We start from the raw sequence: 21,363 nt of genomic DNA, 5'->3' as shown, positions 1-21,363 counted from the left end.
AAAACCGGAAAAATTAGGACTTACTATATGAGTAATGTCTCTCAAGGCTTTAGCCTTTTGTTGACTGTTATACTTGTTATAGAAAAAACGCAGGCCCTTTGCTTTGGGTTCCTGCGCTTTCTTTAACTTGTTAGGTTGGCGCCATAACAGTTAATTTTTAAACCGCCTTCGGCGGTTTTTTTTTGAGACAAGAGTGTTGGATTTAGCGACTCTTGAACACGAGATATACAATACATTATATCGGATATTGTGTGTATTGGATTTTAAATGAGAAAAGCATATTTTTTGATAGACATCAATAACGCCTTGAGCTTAGCTCTGGGCATTAAGGGCATAATGATACAATTATATTCCTTCCTTTAGCTTTTCTTCCAACAATCATTGCTATACGCAAAAGTCACCCTTATAAAATAGCGATCATTCTTGTTAATGTACTAGGTAGATTGCTGTGGGGAGTCGGTTGGTTAATTGCCTTAATTTGGTGTTTTATCGTACCGGTAAAGCAAGCTCCTTCATTCAGTAGTGTGGCTGATGAAATTGAAAAACTTCATTCACTGAAAGAAAAAGGGGTGATATCAGACGCTGAATTTGAAGCTAAAAAGAAAGAATTGATGCGGGTGTAAAAAGATAAGGTCTTAGAGGTTTTTTCGCTTAGAAGTTCGTGAAACAAAAAAAGCTGGCCTAGGCCAGCTTTTTGCATTTAACGCGTGACTTAAAGCGGAGGTTTATTTCCAGGCTTTAAAGGCGTTAATTAAACCATTGGTTGAGCTGTCGTGGCTATCTACTGATTCGCCGTCTTTTAGCTCTGGTAAAATTTGGTTAGCTAGCTGCTTACCTAATTCTACGCCCCATTGGTCGAAGCTGAAGATGTTCCAGATTACGCCTTGTACAAAGATTTTGTGTTCGTACATCGCTACCATGGCACCTAAAGAGTACGGGGTAATTTTCTTAACCAAGATTGAGTTGGTTGGTTTGTTACCGGTGAATACTTTAAATGGTGCTAGCTCTGCTACTTCGGCGGGTGATTTACCCGCAGCTACTAACTCTGCTTCTACGGTTTCACGCGACTTACCAAAAGCTAAGGCTTCGGTTTGGGCGAAGAAGTTAGACATTAGCTTCGAGTGGTGATCAGACAGTGGGTTGTAGGTTTGCGCTGGTGCAATAAAGTCACAAGGGATCAGTTTAGTACCTTGGTGAATTAGTTGGTAGAACGCGTGCTGTCCGTTGGTACCTGGTTCGCCCCAAATAATTGGGCCAGTTTGGTAGTCTACAGGGTTGCCGTTGCGGTCTACATTTTTACCGTTAGACTCCATGTCGCCTTGCTGGAAGTAAGCAGCAAAACGGTGCATGTATTGGTCGTAAGGTAAAATAGATACGCTTTCTGCACCGTAGAAGTTGTTGTACCAAATACCTAGCAAGGCCAAGATAACTGGCAAGTTTTGCTCTAGTTCGGTTTCTGCAAAGTGCTTGTCCATGGCGTGTGCGCCATCTAACAACTCAATGAAGTTATCAAAACCCACGGTTAGCGCTACTGAAAGGCCAATTGCCGACCAAGAAGAGTAACGACCGCCTACCCAATCCCAAAATTCAAACATGTTGTCGGTATCAATACCGAACTCTGCTACGGCTTTACCGTTGGTAGATAGCGCGGCGAAGTGCTTCGCTACATGTGCTTCGTCGCTGGCGGCTGCTAAGAACCAATCACGTGCGCTGTGTGCGTTAGTCATGGTTTCTTGGGTGGTAAAGGTTTTAGAGGCAACCAAGAATAATGTGGTTTCTGGGTCTACTTGCTTAAGTGTTTCTGCAATGTGAGTGCCGTCTACGTTCGATACAAAGTGGGTAGTAATGTGCTCAAGTTTGTAAGCACCTAGCGCTTCGGTAATCATTACTGGGCCAAGATCAGAACCACCAATACCAATGTTTACAATGCTGGTAATTGATTTACCGGTGTAACCTTTCCACTCGCCAGAGTGAATTTTTGCGCAGAAGCCTTTCATCTTCTCTAGCACTGCGTTTACACCCGGCATTACGTCTTCGCCGTCTACCATTACTGGGGTATTGCTGCGGTTACGTAGTGCGGTGTGCAATACGGCGCGACCTTCAGTTTGGTTGATTTTCTCGCCCGAGAACATGGCTTTAATTGCGCTGTCTAGCTTGGTTTCTTTGGCTAGGGCAAACAATTGTTGCATGGTGTCTTCGGTGATGAAGTTTTTTGAGTAATCTAGCAAGATTTGCTCGTTAAACGATACAGAGAAACGGTTGAAGCGGTCTGAATCAGCGGCGAATAGCTCGCTAAGTTGAACCTCTTTTTGTGTTTCGAAATGTGCTTGTAACGCTTTCCAAGCCTGTGTAGTAGTTGGATTAATATTGTCCAGCATTGACCTTGTTCCTTAGATGCTTTACCTAGTTGACCGAGTTGCAAGATTATTGACCAATATACTTGCGGGTAGCACTTTACCCTTTCTGGGAAAAAGGACGCAAGCAATCAGATCAATATTGTTATCAAGCCTGCGATTTATTTTAGCTAAGTTTAATGGATTTGTGGTGAATGTGCCTAACTACAACAGTTTTTGGCAGGCAACGGCTGGCTGATTAAGTTGCCTTGTGGAGATTTAACAATGCCCATATGTAAGGAGCTACCCTAAATTAGCTGCTTTTAACTTGCAGAACTAAAGGTGTGAGACTGAGTTTTTGAGGGCTATTCCCTTTTAGTTGTTTGTTGTGGGGCTTGCGCTATTTCTTCTGATAAAAAAGACATTTACGGAACAACCAGCAAGCCAGGCCTTAAAGTCATTGCTAACTGAAATCACCATCAAAATTTTGTGATCTCGCCTCGTGTTTTAAGCTGATGTGAGCGAGGGTTTTTCTGTTCTCGTTGTTCTAGTTATTGCTACAATGCACACAAATTATTCGCCACTCCTTGTAAGGGGTCTGTTTTTGCGCAATGTGCAGCTACAAGTAAACACTGAAAACGCTCGCTATTTGCTCAACAATGGGCGGCTGGTGGCAATAATGACCGCAGTGTATAGCCTGATTTGGTGGGGTTTGTTTACGCCACATTATCAGTCTAATTCTCATATGTTGTGGTTAGTGTTTATGCTGGTACTGTCGGCGGCATTTTACTTTTTTGCCCGTTATCAAACAGACTTTTCCTCTGATGCTCAACCGTCTTCCCAGTTAACCCGCTATTTTAGCCTCGCTACCAGTAGCGGAGTATTGTGGGGAGTGGGCATTTTATTGTTTATGCCAGAGTTGGCAGGTGCGGAACGGCTATTATTAGTAGTGCTGGTGGGCGCCCTATTATCTTTAGTGGTGGTGCCAAATTTACTGAGTATTCGTAGCTTTAATGGTTTTAGCATCCCCATTTTATTGGCCTTGCTAGTGAGTGTGGTTGGCGGCGAAAAAACTGAACTGGTGGCTTTTTTAGTGCTGCTGGTGTGCTGGGCGCAGCTCAACATTGTATTGCGCCGCGCTGAAACCTTAGTTAAAGACAACTTTTCCGAAGGGGCGCTTAACCGCGTTAAAGCCTTAGAGCTGGAAGACAGCCACGCTATTATGCGCCGCCAAAGTGAGCGCGATTCGCTAACCGGTTTGTATAATCGTGCGGTGTTCGAGCAAACCTTATCGTTGCACTGGCGTTTAAGTAGCCGAGCCAATACTTCTTTGAGTTTATTGCTGATCGATGTTGATTTCTTTAAGCCTTATAACGATCATTACGGGCACGTTGCTGGCGACCAATGCTTAACTATGGTGGCCAACTTGTTCACCGAAGCGCTGCAGCGTGAAGATGACATCGTGGCGCGTTATGGTGGCGAAGAATTTGTAATGGTATTGCCCAACACCGATACCAAAGGTGCATTGCAAGTTGCCGCAAGAGTAAGAACACTATTGGCCGAGGCGCAGCTACGCCACGAATATTCGGCCGCAGCCAGCTATGTTACCGTGAGTATTGGTGTGTCGTGCTTAATTCCGGTAGCCCAGCAAAGTACCAAAGAGATCGTAGACAAGGCCGACAAGGCCCTATATAGAGCCAAGCAGCTAGGCAGAAACCAAGCTGTAGTGGCCGCCCGTGGAGAAGTATAATGAGTATGCAGTTACATCGTATTGAAGAATTAATCGATTTACTCACGCCGGTTTGGAAACAACAACCGGAGTTAAACTTAGTGGAAATTATCACTCAAATCGCCGACCAAGCAGGTTTTGACAAACCAATGAGTGAACTTACCGACGACGTGCTGATTTACCAATTAAAAATGCTAACCATTGGTAAAGAGGACATGATTCCTGGCATCGCTAAAGATTGTGAAGATGATTTTAAAACTGCTTTACTTAAAGCACGCGGCGTAAAAGTGTAATGTCTTAAGCGGCAATTGTTTCTCAATTGCCCGTTTTTGCTTAAGCAAAGGCATCAGTTCCACCAGTGCCTCCCTCAAAAGGATTGAGTGATGAGTGAACGAATTCCTGTAAAAGATGTGAGCCCAAAACCCAAAGCCGCTAAAAAGCGCGCGCCGGTTGATCGATATAATCCCCAAGAACAAATTTATGTGCGCGAGCAAAAAGGCGTATTTCAGCGTTTGCGTAAATACATGGGCTGGGTGTTTATCGCCGCCTTTGTGATTGTACCGTTTATTCCTTACGGGGATCGCCAAGCTATTTTGTTGGATATGGGTGCGCGCCAATATCACTTCTTTAGCTTAACCTTGTGGCCGCAAGACTTACTCTTGTTGGCGTGGTTTTTCATTATTGCCGCCTTTGCCTTGTTTTTTATTACCACCTTTTTAGGCCGTGTGTGGTGTGGTTATTTGTGTCCACAAACGGTGTGGACCTTTATTTTTATTTGGTTTGAAGAAAAAATAGAGGGGAGTGCCAACAAACGGAAGCGGCTCGATCAGTCCAGTTGGAACTTCAATAAAATATGGCGAAAAACCGCCAAACATACCGCGTGGATAGGTGTGTCGGTATTTACCGCCTTGTCGTTTGCTGCCTACTTTGTGCCTGTTACTGAGTTGTGGAGGGATTTCTTCACGCTTAATGCCAGCAGTGCCGTTAACTTCTCAGTGATTTTCTTCACCGTGGCTACATACGCAAATGCCGGTTGGATGCGTACCATTGTGTGTACTCACATGTGCCCCTATGCGCGCTTCCAGTCTGCGATGTTTGATAAAGACACCTTTATTGTGGCTTACGACACCGAGCGCGGAGAGAGCCGCGGCCCGCGTAAGCGAAGTGCCGACCCTAAAGCCTTGGGTTTAGGTGACTGTGTTGATTGTGATTTGTGTGTGCAGGTGTGCCCTGCGGGTATCGATATTCGCGAAGGTTTGCAGTACGAGTGTATTAACTGTGGTGCTTGTATTGATGCTTGTGACCAAACGATGGAGAAGATGAATTATCCAAAAGGGCTGATTCGTTATACCACCGAGCATAATTTGGCTGGGCAAAAAACTGATATTTTGCGACCCAAGCTGATTGGTTACGGTGTTGTACTCACCCTAATGTTAGTGGCCTTCGTCTTTACCCTGTTTAGTGTTAAACCAATGCAGTTAGATGTATTGCGTGACCGGGGCGCTTTGTATACCGAAAACTCCGAAGGCTTAGTGGAAAACTCTTACACCCTGAAAGTGATTAATAAATCTTCTAATGCTCGTGAATTTCATTTAAATGTGCGTGGTTTTGAAGAGGTAGAGTGGATTGGCCAGCAAATTGTTACGGTGCCAGGTGGTGAGGTGTTTAGTGTGCCTATTACCCTAGCCAGTGACCCTTACCTGTTTAAACGCTCGATTGTTGATATTGAGTTTGTACTAGAAAGCGGTGACGACCAGTTTATTCAAGCTAGCCGCTTTATTAGTGGTGGCTAAGCAGTATGCGATTGGTATTGGCTTGTTTTGCCACCTTGCTGGTGCTGCCTTATCTATTGGCAGCATGTGGCTCGGTGGTACGAAAACGTCAATTGGGGCGGGTTGATAATCTTAATCCGCGCCAACAAGCCGCCCAGTTAAACAGTTTTGGTCAACGGATTTATGCCGCCCAGCAAAATGCCTGGGAGGCTATTATCCTCTTTGCCGGTAGCTTACTGATTGCCCAACTCGCTGGCCTCGATTTTCAGCTTATTCAAATCCCCGCGTTGTTGTTTCTAGCCACTCGCTTAGTGCATCCGGTGGTATATGTTTACGGCTTAGCCACATTACGCTCGCTAGTGATGGCGGTAGCGTGGGCAAGTTGTATTTACATCGTGGTTCAAGCATTTACGCTAACAATATAAATTCTAAAACTAAGTAAGGGTCCTTGTGCCTCCACCAGAGTTATTTAAATATCGCGAAGATAATCTTAATACTATCCTCACAATCCTTAACCGAGGTATTTGGTTTTCCTCACCTAAAAAACTTAATGATCCTTTTGATTCTTTGATCAAATTTGAAGATAAAAAAGTAAACAAGGATTCTATATGGAAACAGTATCAAGGATATTTAGAACGAAATAAAAACTTGGCTATGACATTGAGTAAAGGCCAGTTTGATAAGCTTTTTGAAGGTGATGAACCATCGTGTAAATTGCAGAAAGAGGTAAGAGATTTTGTATCAACCCTCCATGTAGCAAGGACTGAAATGGGGGTTTTATCTTTATCTGAAGTTTCAGATGATATGAGAATGTGGGCGCATTACTCCAATGAACACAAGGGAGTGTGTTTTGGTGTAAGACCGATGAATTTAGTTGATATCCCTCTAGAAGAGCTTTTTTCACGCACTGGTTTATATGAAGATCTATCAACAAGCATTAGAAAAGTAGGATACTTTGAAGCCGAAAGTATTAAGAACAATGCTTATGAGCTTTATGCTATGTGTGGTTTAGGTGGCACTCCTGAAATACAGCAAAATGTTTTATTTAATATGTTGTCTGTAAAAACTTCCGATTGGGCTTATGAAAAGGAGTGGAGAATAATTAGAGGGAGAGGAAACTCGATGCAAGGATTTACGGATGAGTTTCTTACCAGCATTACTTTCGGCTTGAAAACTAGTGAGCCAATAAAAAGAGCGATTCACAATATCGTTGCTTTTAGTTTCAAAAAAACTATTCCTATATATCAGATAATTAAAGATCAAAATCACCCTCAACTGTTAAGACGAAAAATAGATGACTCTAGTGATTGGTGGATTAAGCCATATGAGGAATAAGCTGTTCTTTGTCGGAATTTTGTGCTGCGAGCTTGATTGTTTTACTGCTACACTGCGCCGATAACCTCTTGTAACACTGCCGAGCCATGAGCGCCTTTCTATTTGCTGAACTGCATCCCGATTTAATCCTCGATGCTATTGAATCTCAGGGGATCTACCCCAGCAGCGGTTTACTTGCCTTAAACTCTTACGAAAACCGGGTTTATCAGTTTAAAGCGGAAGATGATCTGCGTTATGTGGTGAAGTTTTACCGCCCGGAACGCTGGAGCAAAGCGCAAATTATTGAAGAGCACCAATTTAGCTTATCAATGGCTGAAGTGGATGTGCCCATTGTTGCACCGCTGGTGGTTGATGGCCGCACCTTGTTTGAATACCAAGGGTGGTTATTTACTATTTTCCCTAGTGTTGGTGGGCGCGGCTTTGAGGTAGATAATCTTGACCAAATTGAGCGAGTTGGCCAATACCTAGGGCGGATGCACCAAAAGGTAGGTACAACTTTATTTGAGCACCGTTTATCAATTAATACCGAAGAAATGCTCGACCAACCGCTAGAGTTTTTGCGGGATTGGCTGCCTGAAGGTTTAACCCTGCCGTTTTTTACCATTGCCGAGCAAGTGGCCGAGGCCGCCAAAGCAGCTTACCAACCTAAATCGATTATTCGCCTGCATGGTGACTGCCACCCCAGCAATATTTTGTGGCGAGATGGCCCGATGCTAGTGGATTTGGATGACGCCCGTAATGGCCCAGCGGTTCAAGATTTATGGATGATGCTAGCAGGTGATGATAACGAGCGCCGTTTACAGCTAGAAGTTTTGCTAGAGGGCTACGAAGCTTTTTGTGAGTTTGATATGAGCCAGTTAAGCCTTATTGAACCGCTGCGCGCTATGCGCATGATTCACTATATGGGCTGGTTGGCGCGTCGCTGGCAAGATGCCGCTTTTCAGCGCGCATTTCCTTGGTTTAACTCGCAACGTTACTGGGAAGACCAGATACTGGCACTTAAAGAGCAGTTATCCGCTTTGCAGCAACCGCCTTTATCTTTAACACCCGCTTACTAGGAGCGCTTATGAGTGTTGAAATTGAAAGAAAGTTTCTGGTAAATAGTGATGATTTTATTGCTCAAGCCAGCTCACATACTCGCATTGTACAAGCTTACTTAAATAGCAATAAACAGCGTACCGTGCGGGTACGTATTCGCGGCCAGCAAGGTTTTCTCACTATAAAAGGTGCCAGCAATGAATCGGGTTTAAGCCGTTACGAGTGGGAAAAAGAGATTCCACTGGCTGAAGCCGAGCAACTATTAACGCTGTGCGAGCCGGGCGCCATTGATAAGGTGCGCTACTTAGTCACCGTGGCTCAGCACATTTTTGAAGTGGATGTATTTGCTGGCGATAACCACGGTTTAGTGGTAGCTGAAGTAGAGCTCGGGAGTGAGCAAGAATGCTTTGAAAAGCCCAGTTGGCTTGGCCAAGAGGTGACGGGACAAACTCAATACTACAACTCTCAATTAAGCCAAAACCCTTTCAAAAATTGGCCTTAAACAGAGTGTTTGTTCACATTACTCTCGCATATTTTCGAATTATGCTGGCATCCTGCCGCTAGCCGTATAGGATTGATATAAAAGGTGAATAACTTGTAACGAGGTTGTGAATGACAAATTTTGTCACCCCCGTTGATGCAATGATGCATTGGCAAAAGCAGGATCCACAGCGCGTCTACCTCCGTCAGCCTATTGATGGCGTATATCATGAGAAAACGTGGGCTATGGTGGCCCGAGAAGCTGGGCAAATTGCTCAAGGCCTTGTTTCTGAGGGCTTAGAGCCCGGTGACAAGGTCGCCATTCTGGCTAAAAATAGTGCTGAGTGGTTTATTGCTGATCTGGCTATTATCATGGCTGGCTGCATCAGTATCCCTATTTATTCTACCGCCAGTGTCGATACCATTTCCTTTGTACTTAAACACAGTGAAGCAAAATTGCTGTTTGTGGGTAAGTTAGATGAGTGGGGTAAACAAGCCTCTGCAGTGCCGATTGGTTTAAAAACCGTGGCGATGCCTTACCCCACCATGCCTTGCCATATTCAGTGGCAAGATTGGTTAAATGATCTGCCAGTGATAGAAAAAAATCACCTGTGGGATAAAGATGACATTATGACCATCATCTACACCTCGGGCAGTACGGGTGACCCCAAAGGCGCTGAAATCAGCTTTGCTGCTTACCGTTTCGCCAGTGAACAACTGATTGAGGTATTAGAAGCTTCTAGCGAAGACCGAGTGATGTCTTACCTGCCTTTGGCGCATATTACTGAACGTGTGTACATTCAAGGCACTAGCCTCTTTAACGGCCAGTTTAGCGTGTCTTTTGTAGAGTCTTTAGACACCTTTCCTGATAACTTGCGCAGTGTGCAACCTACTTTGTTTATTTCGGTGCCGCGCTTGTGGGCTCGCTTTCAGCAAGGGGTATTTGAAAAACTGCCACCTAAGAAACTTAAGTTACTGCTGGCTATTCCTTTAGTATCAGGCTTGATTAAACGCAAAATTAAAAAAGCCTTGGGGTTAAACAAAGCGCGGATTTTAGGCTGTGGCAGTGCCCCTGTAGCCCCTTCGTTGCTGCGTTGGTATCAGTCGATTGGTTTGAATATTTCTGAAGCTTGGGGGATGACAGAGAACCTGGCTTACGGCACGCTTAATGTACCGTTCCGCAGCGATAAAATAGGCACCATTGGCAAAGCTGGGCCGGGCGTAGAGATTAAAATATCTGAGCAGGGAGAGATCCTCGCCAGAGGCAATGGCATGATGCAGGGGTATTATAAACACGCCGATCTTACCGAAGAATCAATTGTTGATGGCTGGCTGCATACCGGTGACAAAGGCACGCTAGATGACGATGGCTATGTAAAAATTATTGGTCGTTTAAAAGAAAGTTTTAAAACTGCGAAAGGAAAATACGTTGCCCCTGTTCCTATTGAACAGAGCGTGTCGGAAAATTCCATGGTGGAACAAGTGTGCGTGGTGGGTAGCGCAATGACTCAACCTTGTGCTCTAGTGGTGTTAGCTGCAGAAATGAAGCAGCACTCACAGGCACAAATTGAAGCTAGCCTTAACCGAACCTTAAATAAGGTCAACGAACACCTCGAAAGCCATGCTAAGCTGTCGCACGTTATGGTGGTGGAAGAAGATTGGAATGTCGATAACGCCTTGCTCACTCCCACCTTAAAAATTAGACGTAGCCAAATTGAACAGCATTATGCTGAACTTATTCATCGTGAATCAGATACCAAAGTAATGTTTGAAATGGGATCTTGGAATACGTAAATTAGTGTCAAGGCTATAGTCTGCGATTGACCGAGCGAATGCTTATCATTATGCTCGGTTTTTTATGAATTCACTGGAAGGAAATACAGGGTGATGAAAAAGTTACTGATTGGTTTAATGGCAATGCTCGCATTACCAATGGCAATGGCGGCTGATTTTAAAGAAGGCACGCATTACGACGTAATTAAACAAACGGCTACTGCTAAACCAGAAGTTATCGAGTTTTTCTCGTACTACTGTCCACACTGTTTTAAATTTGAGCCAGTGGCTGAGAGCATTAAAAAATCTTTGCCTGAAGGCGTCGCTTTCAAAAAGAATCACGTAAGCTTTATTGGTGGTTCAATGGGTGAAGAAATGGTTCGTGCTTTTGCTGCAGCTGAAATGCTAGAAGTAGAGCCAGCGATTAGCCATGCGATCTTCGATTCAATTCATAACAAACGCCAAAACTTTACCAGTCGCGACGACTTGCGCAGTATCTTTGTTGCTAACGGCGTAGACGGCAAGAAGTTTGATAGTGCAGCGAGTAGCTTTGTGGTGAACGGCATGGTTTCGCAAATGGAAAAGAACACCATTAACTATAAAATTCGCGGCGTGCCTGCATTAGTTGTTAACGGTAAGTACCAAGTAAATACCGGTTCAGTTAAATCAATTGAAGAGTTAAATGAATTAGTTAGCTATTTGGCTAACCTTAAAGGTTAAGTTTACTTGATATAGCTAATAAGGCAGCCTTATGTGGCTGCTTTTTTATGGGTGTTATAAACCTAAATCTACTTGATATTGCTGTTCATATTTACTTAATACTTGCCCTATTTGGCCGCTCTTTTGTAGTTGATTCAGGCTTTTTTGCAGCTTGTCTAATACCCCTAAGTCACTGTTTTTGTTGCACGCTATGGCCCGCAACGCGCTATAAAAATGGTACTTTTTAGGTGAGATATCTAAATCAAACTGTTGGGCAATATAGGCCGCAGACAATATGTCGCTGGCCCAAGCACCGGTGCGGTGGCGGGTAAGTTTTTTGGCGCTGTTTAAGTTGGTTTTAGCCAAATCAACCGTGATTGAAAAGCTAGTGAGGTATTCACCTACACCGCTGCCAGAGTAGCTGCCAATGCGTAGCTTAGTTAAATCATCAAGACTGGCTAAGTGTTTAGCATGCAACTTACGCTGGTAAATAGCGTAACGACTAATAAACATTGGGCTTATCCAAATAAAAGAACTCTCTCTAGATTGCGTTCGTTCAATAGCAAATACACATTGGTTTGCAGAATCTAAGGCTACTGCGTAAGCGCGTTTAAGCGGCAGTAAGTGCAGCTCTATGTTTAGTTGGCTATGTTGTCTTAGTAGTTTAAGAATATCGATGCTGATGCCTGTGACGCCTTCATCACCTTGAGAAACGTAAGGTGGATCGATATAAGTATTAAATACTAAGTCGCTGGCTTTAAGCATTTGACTGGAGAGCAATAGGCTGGTTACCAACAACTTAACTAGGGTTGCCATTGTTTAATCAACTCCGAGTAAGCGAGGGTTTTGCCAGGCGGTTTTTCATTTTCCAGTTTGGGTTTTGGTGAGCCCGGGTGGGCTAGCCATAAGGCTTCGTCTTGGCTTGATATTAGCTTAGGGCTGCAAGCGCCTCTGGTTTCATGGCTTATTTTAGCGAGCGCCGCATCCATGCTTTTGGCTAACTCTTGCATGATTTTACTTACATCTTCCTTCTGGTCACTGGCGCGGCCTATGTATTGCCACCATAAAGCCGATAATGCGGGGTAATTGGGGACATTAAGCCCGGTTGGGGTCCATTCGTTACGCGCGTTACTTTGATAAAACTCAACTAAGCCCCCTAATTCCTCAGAGCGCTGGGTAAACTCGGGAGACATAATATCGCTTTCACGAATAGGGGTTAGCCCTACCATGGTTTTACGTAAAGATACCGTTTTGGCCACGTTGAACTGGGCGTATAACCACGCTGCTTGCTGGCGTTTTAGCGGAGTAGATTTGAGTAAGGTCCATGCGCCTACGTCTTGGTAGCCTGATTTCATGCCCGGCTGCCAGTAAGCGCCGCGTGGTGAAGGTGCCACTCTCCATAAGGGTTTACCATTGTCGTCGGTAATGGATAAGTCTGGGTGACTTAAATCGGCAGTAAAGGCGGTATACCAAAAAATTTGTTGGGCAATATGGCCTTTAGCGATTTCTGCACCGGCTTCACTAAAGGTCATTTTTTGTGCTTCTGGTGGGGCATAGCGCACTAGCCAATCTACGTATTTTTGTATTGCGTAAATGGCTGCTGGCGAATCCAGTGCGCCACCGCGTTTAACGCTGGCTCCTACTGGGCGGCACCCATGACGGCGAATTCCCCATTCATCAACAGGAAGGCCGTTAGGCAAGCCTACATCGCCCATACCCGCCATAGATAACCAAGCATCAGAAATGCGCCAGCCTAATGAAGGGTCGCGTTTACCGTAGTCCATATGGCCATACACTTTATGGCCGTCAATCTGTTTTACGTGCTTGCTAAAAAACTCTGCGATGTCTTCATAAGCCGACCAATTCACTGGTACCGCAAGCGGGTAGCCATAAATGGCTTTAAACTGTTGCTGCAGTTCTGGGCGAGCGAACCAATCTTGGCGATACCAATATAGATTGGCAAATTGCTGGTCAGGTAGCTGCAGTATTTCGTTATAAGGGCTAGTGGTAAAAGCCAAACCAATAAAGTCATTCACATCTAGGCTGGGCAGGGTGACTTGCTTACCTTGTTCACGCATAAATTCACTTAAGCTGAGAACTTTGTTTGAGCGAAAATGACCACCAATTAAATCACTATCGCTGACATATATATCGTAATAGTTAATGCCTAAATCCATTTGGCTTTGCAGCTTTTTTACCACATCGTCTTCGCTGCTAAGTTCGTGAATCACTTTAATGCCAGTGAGTTGGTAAAACAGTGGGGCAATGACGGTGGCTTCATACCAGTGAGTATTGATACGCTCGGAGATGGCGCGAATAGTTATGCCTTGAAAGGGTTTGGCGGCTTGTTTAAACCAAGCAAGCTCTTCAATTTGTTGTTGTTGGCTGAGGCTGGATGGACGAAACTCTTTAAGCCAAGGGCTATAATCTTCAGCCCAGCTAGCATTAATAAAGCAGCACAAGAACAACAAGATGATACGCAAGTTGTCTCTCCCTAACAGTTCACTCCTATAAAAATAGCAGTAAAATCAGGCTGTCATGGCTGCAAATTGGCGGCAGTTAGTTTTTTAGTACGGATTGTAGATACTGATCTTTGTTTTGCCATGTGTCATCTAACCACAGTTTAAACTGGCGTTTGAAGTGTTTGTCTTGCAGGTAGTCGCCCCGTAATTCGTTGCCAATGTTAATGGTGTCTATTTTTACCACCACTTTATCTAGCCGACCTGCCAGCAAAGCCTTAAAGGGCGGGTGTTGCTCGGTAGTGCCTGGATAGGCCAAAGTAACATCAATAATCTGGTCAAATTGTTCGCCTAAAGCCGAAAGCGTGTAAGCAATGCCCAATGCTTTGGGAGGTAATAGATGCTGATAAGTACTGTGATTTTGTTGTTTGCCTTGAGTAAATCGCGTGCCCTCGACAAAGTTAATCACAGTGGTGGGACTGTTTTTAAACTTTTCACAAGAACGTTGAGTAGAGGCTAAGTCCTTACCGCGCTTTTCTGGGTGCTTAAGCAAGTACTGGCGTGAGTAGCGGCGCATAAATGGCATATCTAGCGCCCAACAAGCCAAGCCCACAAAGGGTACGTATAAAAGTTGCTGTTTTAAGAAGAACTTAGGCATGGGAATACGCGAACCAAAAAGCATGCATAACAACACGATGTCGGCCCAGCTTTGATGGTTGCATATCATCAAATACCAGCTGTTTTTGTTCAGTTGGCTGTTATCTTCAATAACAAACTCTGTGTTGTTTACTAGCCGAAAAATTCCACGATTTATTTCACTCCAACACCACATTAGTTGGTTGGTGACTTTTCCTATCAATGGGTATAGCGGCTTAGGCAGTAGCAGTTTGATAAGGCCACAAACAATAATCAATGAGCCCACTAAGGCGGTATTGATGATGGCTAAACTTGCTGAAAGCAATGTTAAAAAAGGTGTAGGCAAAAAACGTAACATAGTGATCGATATAGCTCTATAGATAGCCTAGGGTCGGTAGTTATTGAGATTTAAATCAGCTTAAATTATGGTTGGCGCCATTCTAGCATTTTTTTTGATAAGCGAAACGCAGACCACTGTATAGTAACTGTCATTGAACGCTGTTTAGTTTCACCATTAGGATTGCCACATGAGTGAGTTTGTTTTACACCCCCAACTGCAAAAAGACGGTATTTGGCTCGGCGATTTTGAATTGTCTCGAGTATTACTGATTAACGATAGTCAATTTCCATGGTTGGTTTTAGTGCCTATGCAAGATGATATTGGTGATATATATCAATTAGATAGTTGCCAACAGGCACAGTTTTGGCGAGAATCTAAACGCTTGAGTGAAGCGCTTATCAAGCTTTATAAGGGAGATAAGCTTAATTTGGCTGCTTTAGGTAATATGGTGCCACAACTGCATGTTCATCACGTAGTTCGTTATCATAACGACCCTCTTTGGCCGCAGCCTATATGGGGAAAACTACCCGCTAAGCCTTATAGTGAGCAAGAAAAAGCCCAGCAAGTGGCTCAATTACACCATGCTTTAGCGCCACTTTGGCAGTTAAAAGCTGAATAGCACATTTTAGTGCACTAAATAAGAACAGTTAGGGAGAACTATGAACGGTTTTTGGAAAGGGTTATTCATCATCATTTTGGTGATGCTAACGGTAAGGTGCGACACCAATAGCTCTTTATACAAAGCTGAAGAGAACGGCATCCGTTTAGAGGCGCCACGATTCTTAGTCACGCCATTTATCTGGGTAGACAAACAAGTTGGTGAACCCATTGTGTGGGGCTACAACTCGCCATTTTCAGATGATTACGAGTTTAAATATGCTAAGGCTAGAGAAGACGACGCTCCTCCAGCCGAATAGTTAATTTAGCTAAAACGGAGGTTTTTGAGGTGTAAACTCAGAGCCTCTGCAACACCACTTAAGTGACTATGCACCTGTTGGCTTTGCTGCGCCGCTCCCGCGTTCGCTTCGCTACCGTCGCGCAATACAACAATATTTTGTGCTATTTCATCGGTGGCTTGGCGCTGTTGTTCGGTTGCCACTGCATTGTGTTGGTTACGTTGCTCTAATCCAGACACCATTTGCTCAATTTGTTCAATTTGCTGAATGTTTTTCTGAGCTTGCTCGGCCTGCTCAGCTAAGCCATTAGTGGTGCCAACAATCTCTGTTTCGACCGTTTCCGATACTTGCTGCAACTGCCCAATGGTGTGCATGATTTCTTCGGTTGACTGCTGAGTACGTGAAGCTAAGTTACGCACCTCATCAGCTACTACCGCAAAACCTCGCCCCTGTTCACCTGCTCGAGCGGCCTCAATAGCGGCATTTAGCGCTAACAAATTGGTTTGTTCAGAAATAGCATTAATCACATCAATCACAGAGCCGATGTTTTGGCTGCACTCACGTAACTCTTCTACTGCAGGTTTGGCTGAGGCCATTTGCTGCGACAGTTGGTTAAGTTGCTGCACGGTGTTGAGTTGTTGTTTTAAGCTTGTTTGAGCAAGCTCTACAGTTTGCTTGGATACTTGAGCCGTCTCGGCACTATTACTGGCCACTTCTTCAACCGAGCTGTTCATTTCAGTCATGGCGGACGCAATTTGGTCGATTTCGCCAAATTGGGTTTGAGTATTTTGGCGAGTGGTATGAGTGGCTGAGGCTAGCTCAGTACTGGCATCCAGCAAGTTGTCGCTTGAGGCTTTTACGTCCTGCAGTAAACCTTGGGTTTGTTGGCGTAGGCTTTCTAGTTTTACACCAATCTCTGATAACTCGTTATTGCCTTCAATGTGAATGGAATGGTTATAGTTACCCGCCGCTAGGTGGTCAATGGCGCTGGATAATTGGGTCATTTGTCGCTTTAGACTGCGGCTGATTAATACACCCACTATGCCAAATAGGCCAAAAGCACACACAAGGCGTAGTAAGGTGAATAAGTACACACTATTGAGTTCGTCTTCGATTCGGTCAATGTATACGCCGGTGCCAATGATCCAGTTCCAATCATTAACTTGTTTTACATAAGACAGCTTAGCGTGCATCACTTGCGTTTGCGGGTGTAAAAAGTTGTATTCAACTGCGCCTTCGCCATTTCTTCTCACTGTATCGCGCATCGCTTGCCAGTGAGCTAAACCCTTGGCATCACGCACTTGGCTCATATCTCGGCCAATGCTGGCAGGGCGAATTGGGTGCATTAATAGTTTCAGGTCTAAGTCATTCACCCAAAAGTATTCATTGCCTTGGTAACGCAGTTTTGCCAGCGCCGCCAACGCTTGCCGTTGGGCTTCTTCGCGTCCCAGGGTGTTTTGCTGCTGTTGGTAGTGTGATACTAGGCTGGTGGCTAAATCTAAGTTGGTGCTAAGTTGAGTTTCGTAGCTTTGGTAGAGTGTTTGCTTAAGTGTATGGGTATTGGTCCAAGATTGTATACACACTACCAGTAGCACCAGTGCTGAACTAAGTAGAAATAGATGGGGGATTTTTATTTTACTGAACATAGTTTCACTTCTCGATTTAAGTGCAACTATGTTCAGATAAGGTTGATGTTTTGGGCTTAATTTAGATCAATTTACTAACAAGTTTAAAATCAAATTAAAGTAATAACTCTAATTCGTATCATTTACTCATCATCTAAGTGATCCCACGCCTCTTTACTCATTTGCATTTTGGCCCACCAAGCATCATTAGCGACAATTTGGCCTTCATCATCAATTTGCGGAATCGGCAACCCTTTGCGTCGGCAAGCTTCTGCAAAAATTGGGTGACCGCCTTCAAACATAATTCGGTTTTGCTCTTCTGCGGGCACTGAACTTGGGCCTTGATACATTTGGGCATTTTCGCGTTGGCGCTGTGCTTCATACAAAATGAGGGCGCTGGCTACCGATACATTTAGGGACTGAACCATGCCCACCATTGGCACAATAATATCTTGGTCTGCCAAGCTTAAGGCTTTATCAGAAATGCCGTATTTCTCTTGCCCCATTAAAATGGCGGTAGGCTTGGTATAGTCTATTTCGCGAAAATCCACGGCGCTTTCAGACAAGTTAGTGGCAAGAATTTGCATGCCACTGTTACGCATTTGAGCCACCGCATCGTCAATGTTTTCGTGGTTATGTACGTTAACCCAGTTTTGGCTACCAGTGGCAGTGCCTCGGCGTAATTCGTCTTGGTAGTTTTCCCATACAGCATGCACGTGGTCTACGCCAACAGCGTCACAGGTACGCACAATCGCCGATAGGTTGTGGGGTTTATGCACATTCTCCATACAGATGGTTAAATCGGTTTGGCGGGCATCTAACATTGCGCGAATGCGTTGATAGCGTTCTGGTGTCATGGTGTTCTCGTTACTTGTTTCTTAAGCGCACTACGCGTAATACCTCAGGCATTACCCTAATTTTACGCATGATATCGGCAAGATGAATTCGGCTATGCGTGGTTACCAGTAAGTCAACGGTATAAACCCGCCCCTCTTTTTCTTCGGTAACGATGTTTACAATGTTGGCGCCGGTGGAGGCCACTACATTGGTTAAACTGGCCAAAATACCTTGGTGGTTAACCATGTCGATACGCATTTCAGTTTTGTATTCAGCTTCAGCCGCAGCATCTTTCGACCAATCAACGTTGATGTAGCGATCAGGTTCTTTTTGGTAACCACTAATGTTTTTACAGGCTTCTAAATGCACCACTAAGCCTTTGCCCTGGCTAATGTGGGCAACGACTGGGTCGCCAGGAATTGGGCGACAACAATTGCCGTAGGTAAGCAGTAAACCTTCGGCGCCTTGAATGGCAATTTTGCCTTTGCTCTGGTGGCTTAGCTCATCGGTGTTTCCTAACAAGCGACGGGCCACCACAATACTCATGGCATTGCCCAAACCAATTTCTGCCAGCAAGTCATTTAGCGACTCAGCTTTTAAATCTTTTAATACTTGCTCTAAAGACTCAGGGTTTATCTGGTCTAACTTCACGCTGCCTAGGGCATGGTTTAGTAAGCGACGGCCCAAGTTTACCGATTCTTCACGGCGTTGGTTTTTCAGTAATTGGCGAATTTTACCGCGCGCCTTACCGGTTACCACAAAGTTTAACCATGCTGCATTTGGGCGAGCGCCCGGAGCGGTAATCACTTCAATGGTTTGGCCGTTGCTCAGTGCTTTACTTAGCGGGAAAGGATGGCGATTTACCCGCGCGCCAACACAGGCGTGGCCAACATCGGTATGCACCGCGTAGGCAAAATCAACCGGGGTTGCGCCAGTAGGCAATTCAATAATCTTGCCTTCTGGAGTGAATACGTATATTTCGTCAGGGAATAAATCGGTTTTAACGTTCTCAATAAACTCGAAAGAAGAACCGGCACTTTGCTGCAGTTCTAACAAGCTTTGCATCCAGCGTTGAGCGCGTATTTGCGCGGTGGTGCTTGAGCTTTCGTCAGTCTGTTTATAAGACCAGTGAGCGGCCACACCTTTGTCGGCCATTTGGTCCATGTGTTCAGTACGAATTTGTACTTCCACTGGCACACCATGCGGCCCAACTAACGACGTGTGAAGGCTCTGGTAGCCGTTCGCCTTGGGAATCGCTACATAGTCTTTAAATCTACCTGGACGTGGCTTGTAGAGGCTGTGGCTTAAGCCTAATGCGCGATAACAGGTGTCTAGGCTATCTACAATGATACGAAAAGCGTAAATATCCATAACTTCATGGAATTGCAGCTCTTTGCTAACCATTTTTTTGTAAATGCTGTAGAGGTTTTTCTCACGGCCACTTACATCGGCTTCAATGCCCGCTTCTTCAATGCGGCCTTGTAGTTCTTGATGAATGCCGTTGATCAGCTCTTTGCGGTTACCGCGTGCATTTTTTACCGACTCTTTTAATACGCGGTAACGCATTGGGTAAAGCGCTTCAAAACCAAGCTCTTCCAACTCATTCTTAATACTATGAATACCTAAGCGGTTGGCAATAGGTGCGTAAATCTCCAGTGTTTCGCGCGCAATACGACGGCGTTTGTCTGGGCGCAATGACCCTAAAGTACGCATGTTATGGGTGCGATCGGCAAGTTTGATAAGGATTACGCGGATGTCTTGCACCATCGCCATCATCATCTTACGAAAGTTTTCTACCTGCGCTTCTTTTTTGTCTCGAAATTTAATTTTATCGAGTTTACTGACACCTTCTACCAAGTCGGCAATTTCGGTACCGAATTGTTCTTGAAGCTGTTCGTAAGTCACTGGCGTATCTTCAATAGTGTCGTGCAGCACGGCGGCGGCAAGAGTTTGATGATCCAGTTTTAATTCAGCAAGAATGCGGGCAACAGCCAGCGGGTGAGTAATATAAGGTTCGCCGCTAGAGCGGAACTGGCCTTCATGGGCATCTTTGCCCAATATATAGGCGTCACGTAATAGTGTTACGTGTTCTTCGCTTAAGTAACTTGAGGCGACTTCGCGCAGGCTTTCGAATAAGTACAAACATTACCTCATCAGCGGAGGAGCGCAGAAATAGATATGATTGAATGGAATTATGGGAGTTTTACCGTGCAGAGTAAACCCAGCACGGTAATTTTATAGACGGGTACGGACTAGATGCGTTTATCGGCGATAGCGGCAACGGCTGCCAATTCGGCGGCTTCACGTTCCTGACGTTCCTGACGGTCTTGAGCATCCATTGTTTCTGTGGTGATCAAACCTTCTTCAATTTCACGCAAAGCGATAACGGTTGGTTTGTCGTTATCTACTTCAACTAGAGGGTCTTTGCCTTCTACTGCGATCTGACGCGCGCGACGTGCGGCGATAAGGACAAGATCAAAGCGGTTGCCGACTTGTTCTACTGCATCTTCTACTGTTACTCGTGCCATGCACAGCTCCGTTGACTAAAAATGACGCAAGATCCTAGCCGATCTTATGATGATTAGCTAGCATTTAACGTGATTATTTCGATAAAAGTTCATCTAACAGGTCGCGGTGTTTAGCGGCTTGCTGACGGGTTTGTAATCTTTGTCCAGTAATAATGGCGGTAAGCTCACTTAATGCTTCGTCAAAATTACTGTTAATGATTAAGTAATCGTACTCATTGTAATGAGACATTTCACTTTCTGCTTCGTCCATGCGCTTCTTGATAACATCAGGGCTATCTTGTCCGCGCATGTGTAAACGATTCTCTAATTCTTCGCGACTAGGCGGCAAAATAAATACCGATACTGCTTCTGGCATCATTTGTTTTACTTGGCGAGCGCCTTGCCAATCGATGTCTAAGAATACATCAATGCCTTCGGCCAGGGTTTTTTCAATGGTATGGCGAGAGGTGCCATAAAAGTTGCCAAATACTTCAGCGTATTCAAAAAATGCTTGTTCGCTAATCAGCTTTTTAAATTCAGCGTGGTCAATAAAGTGATAGTGGTTACCATCAATTTCACCAGGGCGTGAAGTACGCGTGGTATGAGATACAGACACTTGAGCAGGATAAGCGCGGTGGCGAGAAAGGTAAGCATTGATCATGCTTGATTTACCTGCGCCGCTAGGGGCTGAAACGATGTATAAAGTGCCGGTAATTGCCATGTTGAATTCTTAACGAATGTATAAAGGCGCCTAAGGTTACCATTTTGTGGTTTTTTTTAAAGTACCCGCGCTTGGAAAATCGCCGGCTAATCCTATGATTCTGTTTGTTTTTGTATTGCTAAGCGTTTTTCGTGGCTTGATTTGTGGCAAATGGCTGTGTAGCTGCTAAATTTAACTCATTGT

General features: G+C 44.6%; 21 protein-coding genes. 12 read left to right on the top strand and 9 right to left on the bottom strand.

Features of this window, described 5'->3' with window-relative positions; genetic code table 11:
* The first annotated feature begins 344 nt into the window (after window positions 1–344).
* Complete coding sequence (locus tag FFR00_RS21820; protein WP_137673603.1) at window positions 345–623, top strand: SHOCT domain-containing protein; 279 nt, start codon at window positions 345–347, stop codon at window positions 621–623.
* Window positions 624–725: 102 nt separating this feature from the next.
* Here FFR00_RS21820 and pgi read toward each other — a convergent pair whose 3' ends face one another.
* On the bottom strand, window positions 726–2,378 hold the full coding sequence (gene pgi, locus FFR00_RS11295) for a glucose-6-phosphate isomerase (protein ID WP_137673507.1): 1,653 nt from the start codon (window positions 2,376–2,378) through the stop codon (window positions 726–728).
* 568 nt (window positions 2,379–2,946) lie between these two features.
* Here pgi and FFR00_RS11290 point away from each other — a divergent pair.
* The 9 genes from FFR00_RS11290 to FFR00_RS11250 all read left to right on the top strand — a co-directional run bounded on the left by FFR00_RS11290 (window position 2,947) and on the right by FFR00_RS11250 (window position 11,180).
* Window positions 2,947–4,083, top strand: coding sequence for a GGDEF domain-containing protein (locus FFR00_RS11290; protein WP_235836215.1), 1,137 nt, complete (start codon window positions 2,947–2,949; stop codon window positions 4,081–4,083).
* The gene (locus tag FFR00_RS11285) at window positions 4,083–4,355 is read left to right on the top strand and encodes a YihD family protein (protein WP_368411619.1); all 273 of its coding nucleotides are present in this window, start codon (window positions 4,083–4,085) and stop codon (window positions 4,353–4,355) included. The genes FFR00_RS11290 and FFR00_RS11285 overlap by 1 nt, the downstream gene beginning before the upstream one ends.
* Window positions 4,356–4,445: 90 nt before the next feature.
* Window positions 4,446–5,855 (top strand): cytochrome c oxidase accessory protein CcoG, encoded by a 1,410-nt coding sequence (gene ccoG, locus FFR00_RS11280; protein WP_137673505.1) that lies wholly within the window; start codon window positions 4,446–4,448, stop codon window positions 5,853–5,855.
* Between the two features lie 5 nt (window positions 5,856–5,860).
* On the top strand, window positions 5,861–6,259 hold the full coding sequence (locus FFR00_RS11275) for an MAPEG family protein (protein WP_137673504.1): 399 nt from the start codon (window positions 5,861–5,863) through the stop codon (window positions 6,257–6,259).
* Between the two features lie 25 nt (window positions 6,260–6,284).
* Window positions 6,285–7,169 (top strand): DUF2971 domain-containing protein, encoded by an 885-nt coding sequence (locus FFR00_RS11270; protein WP_137673503.1) that lies wholly within the window; start codon window positions 6,285–6,287, stop codon window positions 7,167–7,169.
* A gap of 86 nt (window positions 7,170–7,255) precedes the next feature.
* On the top strand, window positions 7,256–8,227 hold the full coding sequence (locus tag FFR00_RS11265) for a serine/threonine protein kinase (RefSeq protein ID WP_137673502.1): 972 nt from the start codon (window positions 7,256–7,258) through the stop codon (window positions 8,225–8,227).
* Window positions 8,228–8,235: 8 nt separating this feature from the next.
* Window positions 8,236–8,709, top strand: a complete 474-nt coding sequence (locus FFR00_RS11260) for a CYTH domain-containing protein (protein ID WP_137673501.1) — start codon at window positions 8,236–8,238, stop codon at window positions 8,707–8,709.
* A gap of 110 nt (window positions 8,710–8,819) precedes the next feature.
* Window positions 8,820–10,481, top strand: coding sequence for an AMP-binding protein (locus FFR00_RS11255; RefSeq protein WP_137673500.1), 1,662 nt, complete (start codon window positions 8,820–8,822; stop codon window positions 10,479–10,481).
* Between the two features lie 93 nt (window positions 10,482–10,574).
* Entirely contained in the window at window positions 10,575–11,180 is a 606-nt protein-coding gene (locus FFR00_RS11250; RefSeq protein WP_137673499.1) for a thiol:disulfide interchange protein DsbA/DsbL, read from the top strand.
* 54 nt (window positions 11,181–11,234) lie between these two features.
* On the opposite strand, the gene FFR00_RS11245 is transcribed toward FFR00_RS11250, so the two are convergent.
* The 3 genes from FFR00_RS11245 to FFR00_RS11235 form a co-directional block, all read right to left on the bottom strand.
* Window positions 11,235–11,975: an ABC transporter substrate-binding protein gene (locus tag FFR00_RS11245; protein WP_137673498.1), complete on the bottom strand. Its 741-nt coding sequence runs from the start codon at window positions 11,973–11,975 to the stop codon at window positions 11,235–11,237.
* Window positions 11,963–13,642 carry an ABC transporter substrate-binding protein gene (locus FFR00_RS11240; protein ID WP_306766885.1) on the bottom strand — a complete coding sequence of 560 codons (1,680 nt, stop codon included), beginning with the start codon at window positions 13,640–13,642 and terminating at the stop codon, window positions 11,963–11,965. Before FFR00_RS11240 ends, FFR00_RS11245 begins: the two co-directional genes overlap by 13 nt.
* Before the next feature lie 76 nt (window positions 13,643–13,718).
* Window positions 13,719–14,612 carry an acyltransferase gene (locus FFR00_RS11235; protein WP_137673497.1) on the bottom strand — a complete coding sequence of 298 codons (894 nt, stop codon included), beginning with the start codon at window positions 14,610–14,612 and terminating at the stop codon, window positions 13,719–13,721.
* 169 nt (window positions 14,613–14,781) lie between these two features.
* Between FFR00_RS11235 and FFR00_RS11230 the strand changes: the two genes are divergently transcribed.
* Window positions 14,782–15,213, top strand: coding sequence for an HIT domain-containing protein (locus tag FFR00_RS11230; RefSeq protein WP_137673496.1), 432 nt, complete (start codon window positions 14,782–14,784; stop codon window positions 15,211–15,213).
* A gap of 40 nt (window positions 15,214–15,253) precedes the next feature.
* Complete coding sequence (locus FFR00_RS11225) at window positions 15,254–15,511, top strand: hypothetical protein (protein WP_137673495.1); 258 nt, start codon at window positions 15,254–15,256, stop codon at window positions 15,509–15,511.
* Window positions 15,512–15,516: 5 nt separating this feature from the next.
* Here the strand turns inward: FFR00_RS11225 and FFR00_RS11220 are convergent, their stop codons facing one another.
* The 5 genes from FFR00_RS11220 to gmk form a co-directional block, all read right to left on the bottom strand.
* The gene (locus FFR00_RS11220) at window positions 15,517–17,136 is read right to left on the bottom strand and encodes a methyl-accepting chemotaxis protein (protein WP_137673494.1); all 1,620 of its coding nucleotides are present in this window, start codon (window positions 17,134–17,136) and stop codon (window positions 15,517–15,519) included.
* 122 nt (window positions 17,137–17,258) lie between these two features.
* Window positions 17,259–17,972 carry a tRNA (guanosine(18)-2'-O)-methyltransferase TrmH gene (gene trmH / locus FFR00_RS11215; RefSeq protein WP_137673493.1) on the bottom strand — a complete coding sequence of 238 codons (714 nt, stop codon included), beginning with the start codon at window positions 17,970–17,972 and terminating at the stop codon, window positions 17,259–17,261.
* A gap of 10 nt (window positions 17,973–17,982) precedes the next feature.
* Window positions 17,983–20,094 carry a bifunctional GTP diphosphokinase/guanosine-3',5'-bis pyrophosphate 3'-pyrophosphohydrolase gene (spoT, locus tag FFR00_RS11210; protein WP_137673492.1) on the bottom strand — a complete coding sequence of 704 codons (2,112 nt, stop codon included), beginning with the start codon at window positions 20,092–20,094 and terminating at the stop codon, window positions 17,983–17,985.
* Window positions 20,095–20,204: 110 nt separating this feature from the next.
* The gene (gene rpoZ, locus FFR00_RS11205) at window positions 20,205–20,480 is read right to left on the bottom strand and encodes a DNA-directed RNA polymerase subunit omega (protein WP_137673491.1); all 276 of its coding nucleotides are present in this window, start codon (window positions 20,478–20,480) and stop codon (window positions 20,205–20,207) included.
* 73 nt (window positions 20,481–20,553) lie between these two features.
* Window positions 20,554–21,180, bottom strand: a complete 627-nt coding sequence (gene gmk, locus FFR00_RS11200) for a guanylate kinase (protein WP_137673490.1) — start codon at window positions 21,178–21,180, stop codon at window positions 20,554–20,556.
* Window positions 21,181–21,363: the final 183 nt, after the last annotated feature.

This window comes from Agarivorans sp. Toyoura001, assembly GCF_005405585.1.
Taxonomy (GTDB): Bacteria; Pseudomonadota; Gammaproteobacteria; order Enterobacterales; family Celerinatantimonadaceae; genus Agarivorans.
Note: the sequence above shows the minus strand (reverse complement) of the source record. Positions and strands in the feature narration are given on the sequence as shown.